General features: G+C 64.2%; 14 protein-coding genes and 1 pseudogene. 9 read left to right on the top strand and 6 right to left on the bottom strand.

Translation table 11 applies throughout. The features are described 5' to 3' along the window. Nucleotides 1–49 precede the first annotated feature (49 nt). The 3 genes from ACLFKU_RS12850 to ACLFKU_RS12840 all read left to right on the top strand — a co-directional run bounded on the left by ACLFKU_RS12850 (nucleotide 50) and on the right by ACLFKU_RS12840 (nucleotide 1,649). Complete coding sequence (locus ACLFKU_RS12850; RefSeq protein ID WP_368583752.1) at nucleotides 50–622, top strand: DUF4142 domain-containing protein; 573 nt, start codon at nucleotides 50–52, stop codon at nucleotides 620–622. Beyond that, the gene (locus ACLFKU_RS12845; protein ID WP_410849335.1) at nucleotides 619–966 is read left to right on the top strand and encodes a DUF1488 domain-containing protein; all 348 of its coding nucleotides are present in this window, start codon (nucleotides 619–621) and stop codon (nucleotides 964–966) included. The genes ACLFKU_RS12850 and ACLFKU_RS12845 overlap by 4 nt, the downstream gene beginning before the upstream one ends. Before the next feature lie 101 nt (nucleotides 967–1,067). After that, nucleotides 1,068–1,649 carry a hypothetical protein gene (locus tag ACLFKU_RS12840; RefSeq protein ID WP_176367096.1) on the top strand — a complete coding sequence of 194 codons (582 nt, stop codon included), beginning with the start codon at nucleotides 1,068–1,070 and terminating at the stop codon, nucleotides 1,647–1,649. A 219-nt stretch (nucleotides 1,650–1,868) separates the two neighbouring features. On the opposite strand, the gene ACLFKU_RS12835 is transcribed toward ACLFKU_RS12840, so the two are convergent. Beyond that, nucleotides 1,869–2,099, bottom strand: a complete 231-nt coding sequence (locus tag ACLFKU_RS12835; RefSeq protein ID WP_410849334.1) for a hypothetical protein — start codon at nucleotides 2,097–2,099, stop codon at nucleotides 1,869–1,871. A 99-nt stretch (nucleotides 2,100–2,198) separates the two neighbouring features. Here ACLFKU_RS12835 and ACLFKU_RS12830 point away from each other — a divergent pair, with 99 nt between their 5' ends. Continuing rightward, complete coding sequence (locus ACLFKU_RS12830) at nucleotides 2,199–2,651, top strand: PA2169 family four-helix-bundle protein (protein ID WP_176106061.1); 453 nt, start codon at nucleotides 2,199–2,201, stop codon at nucleotides 2,649–2,651. 92 nt (nucleotides 2,652–2,743) lie between these two features. Here ACLFKU_RS12830 and ACLFKU_RS12825 read toward each other — a convergent pair whose 3' ends face one another. Next, entirely contained in the window at nucleotides 2,744–3,082 is a 339-nt protein-coding gene (locus ACLFKU_RS12825; protein ID WP_176106060.1) for a BON domain-containing protein, read from the bottom strand. A 506-nt stretch (nucleotides 3,083–3,588) separates the two neighbouring features. On the opposite strand from ACLFKU_RS12825, the gene ACLFKU_RS12820 reads away from it, so the two are divergent. Both ACLFKU_RS12820 and ACLFKU_RS12815 read left to right on the top strand, forming a co-directional pair. Then, nucleotides 3,589–5,073 (top strand): RNA polymerase factor sigma-54, encoded by a 1,485-nt coding sequence (locus tag ACLFKU_RS12820; protein ID WP_410849333.1) that lies wholly within the window; start codon nucleotides 3,589–3,591, stop codon nucleotides 5,071–5,073. Between the two features lie 170 nt (nucleotides 5,074–5,243). Next, nucleotides 5,244–6,419, top strand: coding sequence for a pyridoxal phosphate-dependent aminotransferase (locus tag ACLFKU_RS12815; RefSeq protein ID WP_410849332.1), 1,176 nt, complete (start codon nucleotides 5,244–5,246; stop codon nucleotides 6,417–6,419). Between the two features lie 19 nt (nucleotides 6,420–6,438). Here ACLFKU_RS12815 and ACLFKU_RS12810 read toward each other — a convergent pair whose 3' ends face one another. Together ACLFKU_RS12810 and ACLFKU_RS12805 are read right to left on the bottom strand one after the other, a co-directional pair. Next, nucleotides 6,439–7,236: a sulfotransferase family protein gene (locus tag ACLFKU_RS12810; RefSeq protein ID WP_410849331.1), complete on the bottom strand. Its 798-nt coding sequence runs from the start codon at nucleotides 7,234–7,236 to the stop codon at nucleotides 6,439–6,441. 193 nt (nucleotides 7,237–7,429) lie between these two features. Further along, nucleotides 7,430–8,419, bottom strand: a complete 990-nt coding sequence (locus tag ACLFKU_RS12805; protein WP_368583758.1) for a ferritin-like domain-containing protein — start codon at nucleotides 8,417–8,419, stop codon at nucleotides 7,430–7,432. A gap of 216 nt (nucleotides 8,420–8,635) precedes the next feature. Here ACLFKU_RS12805 and ACLFKU_RS12800 point away from each other — a divergent pair. Together ACLFKU_RS12800 and ACLFKU_RS12795 are read left to right on the top strand one after the other, a co-directional pair. After that, a pseudogene (locus ACLFKU_RS12800) lies at nucleotides 8,636–10,341 on the top strand (S10 family peptidase). Nucleotides 10,342–10,436: 95 nt separating this feature from the next. Then, the gene (locus ACLFKU_RS12795) at nucleotides 10,437–11,183 is read left to right on the top strand and encodes a FadR/GntR family transcriptional regulator (RefSeq protein ID WP_410849330.1); all 747 of its coding nucleotides are present in this window, start codon (nucleotides 10,437–10,439) and stop codon (nucleotides 11,181–11,183) included. Nucleotides 11,184–11,218: 35 nt separating this feature from the next. Here the strand turns inward: ACLFKU_RS12795 and ACLFKU_RS12790 are convergent, their stop codons facing one another. Both ACLFKU_RS12790 and ACLFKU_RS12785 read right to left on the bottom strand, forming a co-directional pair. Then, the gene (locus ACLFKU_RS12790) at nucleotides 11,219–12,367 is read right to left on the bottom strand and encodes a Gfo/Idh/MocA family protein (protein ID WP_410849329.1); all 1,149 of its coding nucleotides are present in this window, start codon (nucleotides 12,365–12,367) and stop codon (nucleotides 11,219–11,221) included. Between the two features lie 3 nt (nucleotides 12,368–12,370). Further along, nucleotides 12,371–13,138 carry a sugar phosphate isomerase/epimerase family protein gene (locus ACLFKU_RS12785; RefSeq protein ID WP_410849328.1) on the bottom strand — a complete coding sequence of 256 codons (768 nt, stop codon included), beginning with the start codon at nucleotides 13,136–13,138 and terminating at the stop codon, nucleotides 12,371–12,373. Nucleotides 13,139–13,372: 234 nt separating this feature from the next. Here ACLFKU_RS12785 and ACLFKU_RS12780 point away from each other — a divergent pair, with 234 nt between their 5' ends. Next, nucleotides 13,373–14,365, top strand: coding sequence for a LacI family DNA-binding transcriptional regulator (locus ACLFKU_RS12780; RefSeq protein ID WP_410849327.1), 993 nt, complete (start codon nucleotides 13,373–13,375; stop codon nucleotides 14,363–14,365). Nucleotides 14,366–14,460 lie beyond the last annotated feature (95 nt).

The following is a 14,460-nucleotide window of genomic DNA, read 5'->3' as shown; positions in this document are numbered from 1 at the left end:
CTTTGCCGATTCGACACTGCGCATCGCCGATTCGACAGGGAGAAAGTGCATGAAATTCCGGTATTCCCTACAAGTGCTGAGTGCCGCGCTAGCCGCGTTGGGCGCGAGCGCGGCAACGATCGACACGGCCAGCGCGCAGGCGAGCGATGCGCCCGCGAGTGCTGCGCCGGCCGGTAAAACGACGCTGTCGCCCGCGGATCAGCAGTTCGTGCTCGAAGCGTCGAAGTCGGACGCCACCGAAATCGCCGCCAGCAAGATCGCGCTGAAGAACTCGAACGATCCGCAGGTCAGGAAGTTCGCGCAACAGATGATGACCGACCACACGAAGCTGTCGCACACAATGGCCGCGCTGGTCTCGAAGAAGGGCTTCAAGCCGACCCCATCCGCGGATTCCGCGCTGGTCGGCAAACTGCAGACGTTGAAGGGCTCCGAGTTCGATGCGGCCTACGTCGAGCAGGTCGGCGTGGAAGCGCATCAGCGTGCGGTGGACCTGTTCCAGCAGCAAAGCGAAAGCGGCACCGACGCGCAACTGAAGGCCGCGGCCACGCAAGCGCTGCCGACCATCAAGCATCACCTCGAGATGGCGCAGCAACTGGCCGGCAAATTGAAGGGCGCGTCATGAACGCGATCCTGCCACGGCCTGCTTATGAGGACTCTCTGATGCAGATCACTTTCCCCGACGACGACCCGCTCTTCGACGGCGCCAATCTGACAGTGCGCTTTCTCGCGCGTGTAGATGGCGAGCCGGTGGTCTGCGCGATCACCGCCGAGGCGCTGGAAGATCATTTCGGCGCTGAATCCGCGCTCGAACCGGCGGTCATGGCCGCTTTCGACAGAGGCCGACAGCGCATCCGCTCGGTGTGCGCGGAAGCGCTCGACCAGAACAACGGAGAAAGCGTGGTGTTGCATAGCGGACTGTTCAGAGTGGAAGGCATGGAACCGGATCGCGGCACCGCGGCGTCGTAGGGCTGCCGCGTGTCGCACCGACTGGGCGCGCTGCTCGTCACGCGCGCCACCCCCGGCGACGGTATGGTCCGCGAACGCTAATCAACGATAAAGGAGGCGTAATGTCACTCATCGTCGCAGCACGCTTCACGACGTTTCCGGCAGCGGAAGGCGCGGCGCAAAAGCTTTTCGAGGCGGGTTTCGTCGAAGAGGACGTCACGCTGTTTTTCGTCAATCCGCGCGGCCAGCACGCACGTTTCCCGATCGGAGGCGACACGGATACCGACCCCGGGGCGCGAGAGGCGCCTAAAGGCGGAGGCATGGGCGTGACGATCGGTGCGGTCATCGGCGCGGTGATCGGCGTCGCGATTTTCGCGGCGTTTTCTGCACCGCTGCTGGTGTCGCCGATTGCGGCGGGCGTCGGTGCGTATGTCGGCTCGCTGATCGGCGCGATGTTGCGCACCAAGGAGCATGGCAAATCGGACTATCGCGTGCCGTATCACGAGGAGGCCCGCAAATCGGGCGTGCTCGTCGCCGTGCACGTGTCGCCCGACAATCAGCTCGATGCCGCACGCGTGCTGCGTGAAGCGGGCGGCGTGTCGATCGAGAAGGCGACCGGCCGCTGGCAGCAGGGACACTGGGCCGATTTCGATCCGCTGAAGACGCCCGAACCGATCAAGGAATTCGCGGAGAAGCGCGAGTGATGTAAGCGATGCGGGATGCCAACGGAAAACGGCCCAATGACGATGATCGGGCCGTTTTCGGTTTACCGCGCGATTTCGACGTCGCGCTACACCCATGGTTGCCGCGTGTCGTGCGGCGGCTGAAATCGTTCGAGCTGCCTTTCGCTATTCGTCGGCCAGCATGAGGCCGGCGTGATGCCGTCATGCGAGCGACCGCACGTTGATATCGTTGCATGCGGCTCAGGCGCCGCCGCGTCCGGCGACGCAATGTGCGCGCGAATCTGCATCACGGTAGCCGAAGTGACGATTGCGACCGCCGCCAGGAATTTGATGCTGCCGGATTTTTTCATCGCGATTCCCCCTGTCGTTATAGATTGCCGAATCGATTGGATTAGCAACCGCGGTGCCGCTCCAGCGTAGATCGAGACGCGGCGCCAAGCGTGCATGCCGGGCACGCGTGATGCGTGCCATTCAATGCAGCCCGCCGCGCGTCGAACCGATTCATCGCGACGCGCATAAAAAGCTCCGCGCGGCGGATTCCGCGATGAACGAAACCCTTGGAGGTATTGAATGGCTACCAACGTTGTTTCCGTATTGAATGACCTGGTCGAAACGTCGAAGGATGGCGAAAAGGGCTTTATGAAGGCAGCCGAGGATGCGCACGACGAAGAGCTGAAGATGCTGTTTCGCTCGACAGCAGACGAGTGCTCGCGCGGCGCGCGGGAGTTGCAGGATGTCGTTCAGACCCTCGGCGGCAAGCCGGAAACCGGCGGCAGCATGACCGGTGCCCTGCATCGCGGCTGGGTCGACGTCAGATCGGCGGTTTCGGATCGCAGCGACCATGCGATTCTCGCCGAGTGCGAAAAGGGCGAGGACGTCGCGAAGAAGCGCTATCACGATGCGCTCGAAAAGGATTTGCCGGCCGATGTGCGTGCGATCGTCGAGCGGCAATACCAGGGTGTACTGCAAAATCATGATCGCGTGCGCGATCTGCGCGACCGGTATGCGGCGATGAAGCGTTGATCGACGCATCGATGCAATAGAAAGAGCCGGCTCCGCAGCCGGCTCTTTTTCGTTCCGCTCAGTCGAATCGGCGTGAACCGATCATGCGGATATCAGTCGGCGGCCACCTTCAGATGGTTCTTCACGCTCTCGACACCCTTCACGTTCTGCACGACATCCTCGGCGGCGGTCTTGTCTTCGGCCGATGGCACCGAACCCGTGAGCCACACGACGCCCTTGCGGGTCTTCACGTGGATATGCGTCGATTTGACGTTCTTCGCGGCAAGCAGATCGGCCTTGACCTTGGTCGTAATGGTGCCGTCGTCGATATGCTGGCCGACGCTTTCCGACGCCGCGGGCGGAGCCGAAGCGCTGGTCTGGGCGTTCGCGTTCAGCGCGAACGCGACGACAGCGATACTGCCTGCGGTCTTCAGAAGCTGGATCGTCTTCATGGTTTTCTCCTTCAGGTGGTGATGAAAATGGCGGTCTTGTTGCCGGTGGCCGATCGCGGCGTAAGCCGCTGATGACACACGTGGGTCGTGGCCGCTACGGTACCGTCAGGGGCCCGTTTCTCGACACCGGGCGCCGTCCTCGCCTCCGCATGACTGGCGTGTTTGCAAAAGGCGGCGTCCGTCCGCACAACGCTGCCCCGCATGCATCGTGCCCGGCCGCTGCGATCCCGGTGATGCCGTTCGCGAAAGCCGCATCCATCGGGGTTTTTCGACTGACGAATAGGCCCGCGGCGCGACCGTGCGCGAGGCCGCCCGAGGTGTGAAGAAAGGGACCGGAAATTGCCTGCCGTTTGTAAAAACCGGCTCTCGCGGTCCGGTCATTTCACCCGCCTGAATAAACAAAGCGTAATCAAAACAGCGTCTTGCGCGACTTGGTACGGACGTTGCATTGAAGAGTGCACTCGGCTCATTGAGTCTTTCACTACCAACGAACGGGATCTACTCCAATGCCTTCAATCGAACTACGCACAAGGCAGTCGCTTGCACTGACGCCTCGTCTTCAGCAGTCGGTGCGTCTCCTGCAATTGTCGGCTCTCGAGTTCCAGCAGGAATTGCGCACGGCGCTCGACACCAATCCGTTCCTCGAATACGACTCATCCGAAGCAGAGGACGTCGCGCTCGCCGGCACGACGCCAGCTGATGGCGAAGACGCCAACGTGCCCGCCGCCGATACGCTAGCCGCCGCCGAACCGGACGGACTGGCGGCGGAAAACTCCGCTAGCGATACGCTCGAAAGCGCGGGCCAGGACGACATGCCCGCCGATTTTTCCGGCGACTACGGTTCGCGCAGTTCGGCGCGCCAGAACGGCGACGCGGACGGCAGCGACCCGGCCGAATGGGCTCGCTCGCAACCCACGCTGCGCGAGCAGTTGCACGACGCGTTGCGCCTCTACCGGCTCGACGACCGCGATCGCGCGGTGGCCCGTTTCATCATCGAGGCACTCGACGAAGACGGGTATATGCGGCAGTCGCTCGCCGACCTGGCCGACAGCGTCGATCTCGAGCCCACGCTGACCGAGGAAGAACTGCTGGTGGCGTTGCGCCTCGTGCAATCGCTCGATCGTCCGGGGCTCGGCGCGCGATCGCTATCGGAATGCCTGACGCTGCAGATCAATGCGCTGCCCGCCAGTACACCAGGGCGCGACGTCGCGCGGCAAATCGCCGAGCATCATCTGGAACGTCTCGCGCGCCGCGAACAGGCAGAGTTGCAAAAGCAGATCGGCTGCAGCGCCGAGGAACTGCGCGTGGCCTGCGCGCTGGTGCGCAAGCTCGATCCGAAGCCGGGCAATTGCTACGGCCGCGCCGAGGATAACTATGTGGTCCCCGACGTGATCGTGCGTCAGGCGCGCAACAAGTGGGTCGTGTCGATCAATCCGGCAGTGCAGCCGCGCGCGCGAATCCATCGCATGTATGCACAGCTATTCGCGCAGTCGGCCGGCGCGAGCCGCTCGCCGCTCGCACAGCAGCTGCAGGAAGCGCGCTGGCTGATCCGCAACGCGCAGCAGCGCTTCGATACGATCCAGCGGGTGGCCGAATGCATCGTCGCGCATCAGAAGGCCTTCTTCCAGTACGGCGAGATCGCGCTGAAGCCGATGGTGCTGCGCGACGTCGCTGACGAGCTGGGCCTGCACGAATCGACGATCTCGCGGGCGACGGGCAACAAATATATGGCGACGCCGCGCGGCATCTTCGAATTCAAGCATTTCTTCCCGCGCGAGCTCGGCACCGAAAGCGGCGGCACCTGTTCGGCCGCCGCGGTGCGCGCGCTGCTCAAGGAGATGATCGCCGCGGAGAACACGCGCGATCCGCTGTCGGACGTGACGCTCGCGAAGATGCTCGCGGATCAGGGCGTGCTGGTCGCGCGGCGCACGGTGGCGAAATACCGGCATCTGATGAAGGTGCCGCCGGCGGAACTGCGCCGGCAGCTTTAACGCACCGAAGTTTTAACGGGGGTTTGAAGCAAAGCAAGGCAGTCGTTCAAACAGCAGTACATTGCGCACAGGGTCATGCGAGGTTGTCCGCTCGCATGACCCTTTTTCGTATCTGGACGTTTCGCCGGCGTGCCTTTACATTGGCGGGTCGAATGGAACGGGTGAGCGCAATGAAGTATTCGAATCTGGTCGAGCGGCTGCAAGGGCGCCGCACGTCGGCGTGGGAAATTCATCGGGTCGCGCAGCAGGCGGCTGCGAGGGGCGAAGACGTGATCGTGCTGAGCGTAGGAGACCCCGAGTTCTCGACGCCCGCGCCGATCGTCGAGCGCGCGATCGATGCGCTGCGCGACGGCGATACGCACTATACGGCGATGGCCGGTCGCGAGCCGCTGCGCGCCGCGATCGCCGCCGAGCACGCGCGTACCACGAGCCGTGACGTAAGCGCGGCCAACGTAGTGCTGACCGCCGGCGCGCAAAACGGCGTGTTCGCGGTGTCGCTGTGCCTGCTCGAAGCCGGCGACGAAGTGATCGTTCCCGAGCCGATGTATCTGACCTACGAGGCCTGCGTGCGCGCGGCGGGCGCGACGCTGGTCGCGGTGCCGGTCGATCCGGCGCGCGCGTTTCACGTCGACTGCGACGCGCTCGCAGCGGCGATCACGCCGCGCACGAAGGCGATCTTCTTCGCGACGCCGTGCAATCCGACCGGCGTCGTGATGCAGCGCGCGGATCTCGAGCGCATCGCGCGGCTCGCGTGCGAGCACGACCTGTGGGTGCTGTCCGACGAGGTCTATGCGGAACTGACGTTCGAACGCGACCATGTGAGTATTGCGTCGCTGCCCGGCATGGCGGAGCGCACGGTCACGATCGGCAGCCTGTCGAAGTCGCACGCGATGGCGGGATGGCGCGTCGGCTGGGCAATCGGGCCCGCGACGCTGATCGAGCACATGGCGCGGCTCGCGCTCGCGATGCTGTACGGCCTGCCGGGCTTCATCCAGCAGGCCGCGTTGACGGCATTGGAGAACAGGGCGGAGTTCGTCGCCGATATTCGCGAGATCTACCGGCGGCGGCGCGACGTCGTGTTCGAGCGCTTGCATCGCGTGCCGCGCTTGCGATGCCTGTTGCCCGAAGCCGGCATGTTCGTGATGGTCGACGTCAGCGGAACCGGGCTCGATACGACCGAGTTCACCTGGCAGCTGTTTCGCGCGCAAGGCGTGGCCGTGCTCGACGCGAGTACGTTCGGGGAGACGGCGAACGGCTTCGTCAGGTTGGGGTTGGTGGTGGGCGAGGATCGATTGATCGAGGCGTGCGACAGGATCGCGCGGTTCGTGGAAGGGGTGCGGGGCTGAGCGGGCACCTCAGGCAACCTCAGGCCGCCGCATAACCCAGCCGTCGCGCCTGGGTTCCCGCGAGAGCGAGCAGCGTGTCGTCGCTCGCGGCCGTATCGGGAATCAGATATAGATCGCCGATATCGGTCACCGGATCGCTGAACGGCGTCGGCGAACGGCGTTGCGAGATCAGGAAGTCGCTGATCGGCGATGCATCCGCGAGGCCGAGAAACTGCCCGATGCTGGCCGCCGTCTCACGCGGTTCTTCGATAACTTTCCGGTACGACACGGTCAGCGCGTGAGCCGCTGGTATCTCTTCGAAGAATGCGTTGATCTCGCCGACGTATTGCCCCCACACGCGGATGCCGTCTTCGATCGATCCGGTCCAATGCTTGTGCACGAGCGAATTGGCCACGTGGCGAGGATCGCGGTGGATATGAATGAAGCGCGCCTGCGGCAGCAGTTCGCGTATCAGACGCAAGCAGGAACCGGAGCGCGGCAGGCGCTCGATCGAACCCGTTCGGCCCGACAGTACCGTAGGGTCGGCGTACGACGGATGCTTGTCGCCCCAGATCGGCGCGCCGAACTTCAACTCTTCGCGATAGAAGCGCTCGACCCACCCGCCCAGCGTACGACGGCCGAATCCGAGCAGGCGGTCGCGTGAAGTCTCGCCGAGCAGGTCGGCGCGATGGCAGCCGACTTCGAGGAAGTCCTTCAGCAATGCAAAGACCCGGCATTCGTTGGTCAGCTGGATCAGAGGATGCGCGTTCAGCACGGAACAAAGAAAGGTCGTGCCGGACCGGGGCGAGCCGACGATGAACAGCGGGAAGGACTCCATTGCGCGCTCCTTGTCGTTTGCCTGGGTTCCCAGCTTACGCAAGCAGCATGGCGCCAGCCTGACGCGGGCATGACTGCCGCGCCATTCGCTTCGATGGCGCGTGACTTCGACCGTCAAGCGGCGATTCGCAGTTCTCGAACGTGGGGCGCGCGCCGGCTGAACGCTGGCGCGCTCAGCGCGGCTTACTCGCGGTTTACTTTTTCTTGCGCACGAACTTCAAGCCGAAGCGCACCAGCCGCGGCATCGTTTCGGGCCGCAACAGCCGTGGGTCATACCCCGCGAAGCGACGTTCGTTTTCCTGAAGACACAGTTGCATCAACTCGGGCACGCTGATATCGACATCCGTTACCGACTGCGCGCCGTTGACCGTGAAGTTGTTGTCGTGCTCGTGGACGTTGCCATCGGCATCCATCGCACGCGCGAGTCCGATACGCTCCCAGATCAGAAACGCCCACACGCCCGCCACCTTGAGCTCGAAGCGGATGCGCTGCCACCACGAAAGCTGCGCGCGATGCCAGGCGACCCAGTTCGCGAACAGCAGAATATGGCGGCACTCTTCCTGCATCACCGGCTCGAACGTCTCGGTCAGTTCCGGCGGAAACAGACCCGAGCGCCGCGCCACCTCGAACAGGCCGAACGCGAAGAAGCTGTCGATACATTCGCTATAGCCGGTCACGAGGTAAGCCCGTTCCGTGTCTTTCGGATAGACGTACGGCGGCTCGCTCGCGAGTTCGATGCCGTATGCATGCACCATGCGCGACAGCACTTCCTTATGGCGGTTTTCTTCCCACGCGTTCAGCGCGAGCGCGTCGCGCAGGTCCGGGGTGTCGAGCGTCGCCGCGTAGGCGGCCATGCGCAGGCGCGCTCTGCCTTCGGTTTGCACGGCGATGTCCCAGATCGGCAGCTCGACGATGCGCTTGAGCGTCGCGGCTTCGAGCGGCGGCCATGCGAGCACGGACGGGCGATACGGATTGAAGGTTTCGCGAAACATGCGGCACATTTCGTGCCGGTGCACGTCGGAGCCGGGCGTCAGCGGGCCGTTGACGGCGCTCGTCCAGTGCCGCATCGCGTGCTCGGCGGCGTCGAGGGTCGAGGGGTCCGGCTGCTCCTGCGGCAGGTGCGGCGCGCGAAAGCCGGGGATCAGCGCGGCAGCGTCGAATGTGTCCAGTACCAGTTGATCCATTGGGTATTCTCGGCGAGGCGACGAAGGCGTTGTCGATTCTGCCATGACTGCGCAGGTGTGCGCCATGTGGAGGAAAAAGCGCTATGAAATGTTGGAGCGTGCCGTGACACCGGCGGTTGACGCCGCGCAAACTTGCGTCAAGAATCGAACGCCGGGTTTGCCCCGGAATCAGGCTAGACGGATTCCAGCGCATTTCGACTCGTCGCGGACGACTTCATGATTCTTCGCTTCTCTTCCTCATTGCGCCGCTTGCTGACAGCGGGATTGCCGGCCGCCGCGCTGACGGTGACGTTTTCGGTCGCCGCTGCGGTGTCGTTCGGCGAACCGTGCATGGCAGCCGGACAGGCCGATGCGAGGGCAGGCACGGACGCCGCAGCATCCGCGCCGCCCGCGCAGCAGGTCGGCGAATCGAACGAGCCGCACAAGCGGACTGCCGCATCGAATGCACCGGACTCGGGCGACGCGACGGCGAGGCCTCACAACGACAGGGCGTCGGCGCCCGCCGTTCCGGTGCCGCCCGAAACCACCAGCGTGACCACGCATTCGCTTCGCTTGAACGGTCGCAAGCTCGACTACACGGCGAGCGCCGGCAATCTGTTGCTGCACGATAAGTCCGGCGCGCCCACCGCGAGCGTGTTCTATGTCGCGTACACGGTGCCGACCAAAGCGCCGGCGACGCGTCCGATCACCTTTCTGTTCAACGGCGGTCCCGGCGCTGGCAGCGTATTCCTGATGATGGGCTCGGTCGGCCCGAAACGCGTGCGCACCGCGAGCCCCGCGAGCACGCCGCCCGCGCCGTACACGCTCGAAGACAACCCCGACAGCCTGCTCGATGTCTCGGACCTCGTGTTCATCGACGCGGTCGGCGCGGGCCTGTCGAGACCGGTCGGGCATGGCACGGGCAAGGACTTCTGGGGCGTCGATCAGGACGTCAGTGCGTTTGCGCAATTCATCGACCGTTATCTGACGGTGAATCAGCGCTGGAATTCGCCGAAGTACCTGTTCGGCGAATCTTATGGCACCGCGCGCGCCGCGATGCTCGCTTATCAGCTGGGGCAGAACAATATCGCGCTGAACGGCGTGATCCTGCTGTCGTCGGTGCTCAATTCCGCGGCGTTCACGCCCGGCACCGATTTCAAGAGCGTGAGTTATCTGCCGAGTTTCGCGGCGATCGCGTGGTATCACGACAAGGTCACGCCGAAGGCCGCGAGCTTACCGGCCTTTCTCGACGAAGTGCGCGCGTTCGCACGCGACCGTATGCGCAGGCGCTCGATCAGGGTGATGCGCTGCCCGACGATCAGCGCGACGCGATCGCCGCGCGCGTCGCGTACTTCACCGGTCTCGACGTGGGCTTCGTGAAGCGCAACCGTCTGCGTCTTTATCCGACGCGTTTTCGAAACGAGTTGCTGCGCAACGAGTCGCGCAGCGTAGGGCGCTACGATGCGCGTGTCGAAGGCCGGAATTACGACGATGCAGCGGAAGATCCCGATTTCGATGCGTCGGTGAGCAGCGTGTCGAATGCGTTCAATGCGGCGCTCCATCAGCATCTGTCGGAAGACCTGCACTACACGCCGACCGACCGTTATCTGGTGTTCAGCGACGACGCGTTGAAGCAGTGGGACTGGAAACATCGCGAATGGTGGGGCGAACGGCTGGAACTGCCGTACGCGGGCGGCGATCTGGCCGAAGCGATGCGGCAGAATCCGCAGTTGCGGGTGCTATCGCTGAACGGCTACTTCGATCTCGCCACGCCGTTCTACGCGACCGAATACGCGCTCGCGCATCTCGGCCTCGACCGGTCGCTGCGCGAGAACGTGCGCATCGCCTACTATCCGACCGGCCACATGGTGTACCTCGACGATGCCGCGATGCACGCGATGAAGCGTGATCTCGTGAGCTTTTATACGGCACAGCCGCGTTGAGATCGGCGCATCGGCGCACGATATCGAACGGTATAATTCCACGCACCGTGCAGTAGCCGCGCGCTTCGTCAACCGCGCTTCACCGTTTGCCGCTTATGCCATTCACCCCGATTCCGTCCTTCGCGCGCAAGCGCATTTCCGACGTGGTGTCCGACCAGATCAAGCAACTGATCTCGGAGGGCTCGCTGATGCCCGGTGACCGGCTGCCGGCCGAGCGCGATCTCGCGTCGCAGCTCGGCGTGTCGCGGCCGTCGCTGCGCGAGGCGCTGATCAGGCTGGAGGCGGACGGGTACATCGAAACGTCGGGGCGCGGCGGTTTCACGGTGGTCGACGTGACCGCGCCGATCATCTCGAAGCCGCTTGCCGAACTGCTGCTGCAGAATCCGCGTACCAGTGCCGACATTCTGGAGTTGCGCCAGGGGCTCGAAGCGATTTCGACGGTCTATGCCGCGCAGCGCGCAACCGCCACCGACCTGAAGAAAATCCGCGCGGCGTTCGAGGCGTTGAAGGCTGCGTCGTTGTCGCGTGATCGCGCGAATCTCGCCGAACTCGATGCCGCGTTTCATCTCGCGATCGCCGACTCCACGCACAACGTCGCGCTGGCGCATGTGATGCACGGCATTCACACGCTGATTCGCGAGGGCATGCGCCAGTATCATCGCTTGATCGATTACGACGATGCGATGGAAAAGCAGTTGATGAGCCAGCACCAGGCGATTTACGACGCGGTCGTCGCACGCGATGCGCCCAAAGCACGCAAGGCAGCCGAGCGGCATCTGGCCTTCGTGCGCGAGATTTACAACGACGATGCGACGAAGCCGTCGGCTGCGGTGATTTCCTGAGTTGCCCGGCCACGTGAAACTTCGGGCGACCGGGGCTAGGCGAGTCGGTCGCCGAGAAACACCTCTTCGCCTCGCCCCAATGGCACGACGACGGGCCGTTGCACGGCGGTCTCGATATCGATGTGCCGCCCCTCGCGCGAAGAGCGTTCGAAGGCATCCAGCACCTCCAGCACGTGTAAAGCCAGTTCGCCGCTCGCGCGATGCGGCCGATCCCGACGCAACGCCAGCGCCATGTCCAGCACGCCCACGGCGCGGTAGTTGGCCACGCGCGCGCCACTCCTCAACGTGAAGTTGTCGACGCCAAAGGCATGATGCTGTGTGTCGAGCGGCTTGAAGCCACTATCACGTTCAGCCACGCGCGGACTTCCGCCAAAGAAATTCGGGTCGACGCCCAGCAGGGTGCCTTCGGTGCCATAGATCTCGATGGGCGCACGCTGATGGGCCCACACGTCCCACGAGGCGCTCATCGACACGTTGGCTCCGCTTGCAAAATGCAGGATGCCGTTGACCGTCGTGGGCACCTCGACTTCGATGATCTGGCCGCGGAGCGGCTCACTCGAGATGATGCGCTGTGGAAAACCGATGGTCGCGCACGCGCTCACGCGTGCTACCGGTCCCAGCAGGTTGACCAGTTGGGTCACGTAATACGGGCCCAAGTCGTGAATGGGACCGCCGCCCGGCTTGAAAAAAAACTCTGGATTGGGGTGCCAGGATTCCATGCCGCGGGACAACACCGCCACGGCCCCGCCTATGGCGCGCCCAATGCGGCCGGCATCGAGCGCCGCGCGGCAGGCCTGATGGGCCGCGCCGAAGAAAGTGTCCGGTGCGCAGCCCACGCGTAACCCTGACGCCTCGGCTCGCGCCAGCATCGCGCGTGCGGACGCGAAATCGGTAGCCAAAGGCTTTTCGAGGTAGACATGCTTGCCGGCCTCGAGAATCTGCAGGCTCACCGGCACATGCGCGTGCGGCACCGTCAGGTTGATGACGATTTCGATGTCGGGGTCGGCCAGCAGCGCGTCCACCGACATCGCGGCCACACCGTGCTGCGCGGCCTTGGCCTGGGCGGCCTCCGGACGCAGGTCGGCGCAAGCCTTGACGCGGGCGAACTCCGAATTCGCCGCGCCGGTGAAATACGCATCGCTGATGTTGCCGCAACCGATGACGCCGATGAGGACAGGTTTCATGGATCAGGCTCCGAGCTGGTGCAGATAGGCAAAGGCATTGCGGGCGAAGCGTTCGCCGTCGCTGGGATTGTCGTGCTCGGCGGCGAGGAAACGCGCACCCGCTTCGCGGCAGGCCGCGGACAGCGTGGGCCAGTCCATCACGCCGTGACCCACGTCGGCCCAGCCGTCTTCGTCGAGTTTTTCACCCGCCGGCGCGAGGTCTTTCGCATGAGCCGAGACCACGCGGCCCGTATAACGACGCAGCCATGGCAGCGGATCGGCGCCGCCGCGCACGAGCCAGGCAACATCCACCTGCCAGCCGAGCGGGCTGGCCCCGGCGGACTCGAACAACAGTTCCAGCGCCGTTGTGCCGTTCTCTTTCGCTCTGAGTTCCCAATCATGGTTGTGGTAAGCGAGACCGATGCCCTGATCGGCGAGCCGATGAGCGAACTCGCCCAACTCGCTGCCGAGCGCCCGCCAATATGCGGCGTCGCTGTCGCGCTCGGCTGGCGGCACTGCGGGCATGACCAACTGCGTGAAACCGATGGTCTCGCACGCCGCGACAACTTCTTGCAAACGCTCACGCAGCATGGCCATGCTGAGGTGGCTGGACGAGGCGCTCAGGCCGCGCACCTGAAGCTTGTTCCGGGTGTCGGCCGCATCTTCCAGCAAGGACCCGATCAGCTCGACGTGGCGAAATCCGGCTTGGGCTGCAATGTCGAACTGCCGGTCGAGATCGCCCGCATTACGCAGGCTGTAAATCTGGATGGAAATGGGCAAGGCTTGATTCATGGTCGTCAGTCCAAGGAGTCAAGGGGATGCGGTGCGGATGGGAGCAGCGATTGCTGTGAAGCGGTGCAGGTCAGAGGGTAAGCGCTTTCCCGTTTCTCCGGAACATGGGCTTTACCCTATGCAGGCTGGGAGACCCACATCTCAGCCAATCCGCGTCTTAATCTCTGAGCGTTTTCGTTTCTGAATAACGCGCGTTGGGAAAAAATTTTCCCGGCGGTGCTACAATCATTGCCTATGCGAAGCAAACCCTCTATCGAAGCCGTTGCCCGCGAGGCTGGCGTATCTATTGCCACGGTCTCGCGTGTGCTCAACGGGACGAAGCCCGTGTCGGCGGCCACGCGTGAGCGGGTCGAGGCGGCAGTGAGCGCACTGGACTACCGCGTCAATCCGTTCGGCCGCAGCCTGAGCACCGGGCAGAGCCGCATTCTGCTGATGCTGATGCCGGATTTCGCCAACCCTTATTACGCCGAGATCGTGCGCGGGGCCGCCGCGGTCAGTCGCCAGGCCGGTTACACGCTGCTTCCGGCGGACCTGGAAGCCTGGACGGGCACGGCGGACGCGTCGCTGCCGACGCTGCTCGGCAGTCTGAGCGATGGCGTCATCAACCTCGTGCCGATGTCCGACCTGGCAGCCCGGCGCGAGGCGGCGAATGGCAAGCCGTGGGTCAATTGCTCGGAGTTCATGCCGGGTAGTGATGTGCCTTATGTCAGCATCGATCACCGCCAGGCCGCTACGGACGCCGTGCAGTACCTGATCAACAAGGGCCACCGGCGCATCGGCTTCATCACCAGTGATGAGCGCTTCCTGTATGCGCGTCAGCGCCGCGAGGGCTATGACGCAGCGCTACTGCGCGCGGGGCTCGCGCCTGCGCCCGAGCTTGTCTGTGTGACTGGCGACAATAGCTACGCCGCCGGCAGCCAGGCGGCGGCAAGTCTGCTGGCGGTGGTGGACCCGCCGAGCGCGGTGTTCGCCGTGTCGGACACGTTGGCGATCGGCGCGATCAAGTGCTTTAGCAAGGCCGGCCGGCGGGTGCCGCACGACGTCGCGGTAATGGGCTTCGACGATGTGCCCATCGCCGACATCTTTGAGCCGGGGCTGACGACCGTGGCCCAGCCGATGGTCGAACTGGGCGCCGCGGCCGCCGAAATGCTGCTGGCGCTGCTGGACGGTCGACGCCCCGCGCCGCGTATCTTGCAGCACCGGCTGGTGCTGCGGGAGTCGGTTTGAGCGGTTGTGCTGGAGAACAAACGCGGCGGCTCGCTTCCGCTGGCGGAGGTCGCGCTTACTCGCGTGTAGTGATCGGGCCGCTCGAATTGACACCG

The organism is Paraburkholderia sp. EG304 (assembly GCF_046543485.1).
Taxonomy (GTDB): domain Bacteria; phylum Pseudomonadota; class Gammaproteobacteria; order Burkholderiales; family Burkholderiaceae; genus Paraburkholderia; species Paraburkholderia youngii.
Note: the sequence above shows the minus strand (reverse complement) of the source record. Positions and strands in the feature narration are given on the sequence as shown.

Excerpts from the sequence above, each read along its gene's own strand:
- ACLFKU_RS12830 (WP_176106061.1), top strand. The coding sequence starts at position 2,199 with ATGGCTACCAACGTTGTTTCCGTATTGAATGACCTGGTCGAAACGTCG.
- ACLFKU_RS12815 (WP_410849332.1), top strand. The coding sequence starts at position 5,244 with ATGAAGTATTCGAATCTGGTCGAGCGGCTGCAAGGGCGCCGCACGTCG.
- ACLFKU_RS12780 (WP_410849327.1), top strand. The coding sequence starts at position 13,373 with ATGCGAAGCAAACCCTCTATCGAAGCCGTTGCCCGCGAGGCTGGCGTA.
- ACLFKU_RS12805 (WP_368583758.1), bottom strand. The coding sequence starts at position 8,419 with ATGGATCAACTGGTACTGGACACATTCGACGCTGCCGCGCTGATCCCC.
- ACLFKU_RS12795 (WP_410849330.1), top strand. The coding sequence starts at position 10,437 with ATGCCATTCACCCCGATTCCGTCCTTCGCGCGCAAGCGCATTTCCGAC.
- ACLFKU_RS12820 (WP_410849333.1), top strand. The coding sequence starts at position 3,589 with ATGCCTTCAATCGAACTACGCACAAGGCAGTCGCTTGCACTGACGCCT.
- ACLFKU_RS12785 (WP_410849328.1), bottom strand. The coding sequence starts at position 13,138 with ATGAATCAAGCCTTGCCCATTTCCATCCAGATTTACAGCCTGCGTAAT.
- ACLFKU_RS12850 (WP_368583752.1), top strand. The coding sequence starts at position 50 with ATGAAATTCCGGTATTCCCTACAAGTGCTGAGTGCCGCGCTAGCCGCG.
- ACLFKU_RS12845 (WP_410849335.1), top strand. The coding sequence starts at position 619 with ATGAACGCGATCCTGCCACGGCCTGCTTATGAGGACTCTCTGATGCAG.
- ACLFKU_RS12810 (WP_410849331.1), bottom strand. The coding sequence starts at position 7,236 with ATGGAGTCCTTCCCGCTGTTCATCGTCGGCTCGCCCCGGTCCGGCACG.
- ACLFKU_RS12835 (WP_410849334.1), bottom strand. The coding sequence starts at position 2,099 with ATGGCACGCATCACGCGTGCCCGGCATGCACGCTTGGCGCCGCGTCTC.
- ACLFKU_RS12840 (WP_176367096.1), top strand. The coding sequence starts at position 1,068 with ATGTCACTCATCGTCGCAGCACGCTTCACGACGTTTCCGGCAGCGGAA.
- ACLFKU_RS12825 (WP_176106060.1), bottom strand. The coding sequence starts at position 3,082 with ATGAAGACGATCCAGCTTCTGAAGACCGCAGGCAGTATCGCTGTCGTC.
- ACLFKU_RS12790 (WP_410849329.1), bottom strand. The coding sequence starts at position 12,367 with ATGAAACCTGTCCTCATCGGCGTCATCGGTTGCGGCAACATCAGCGAT.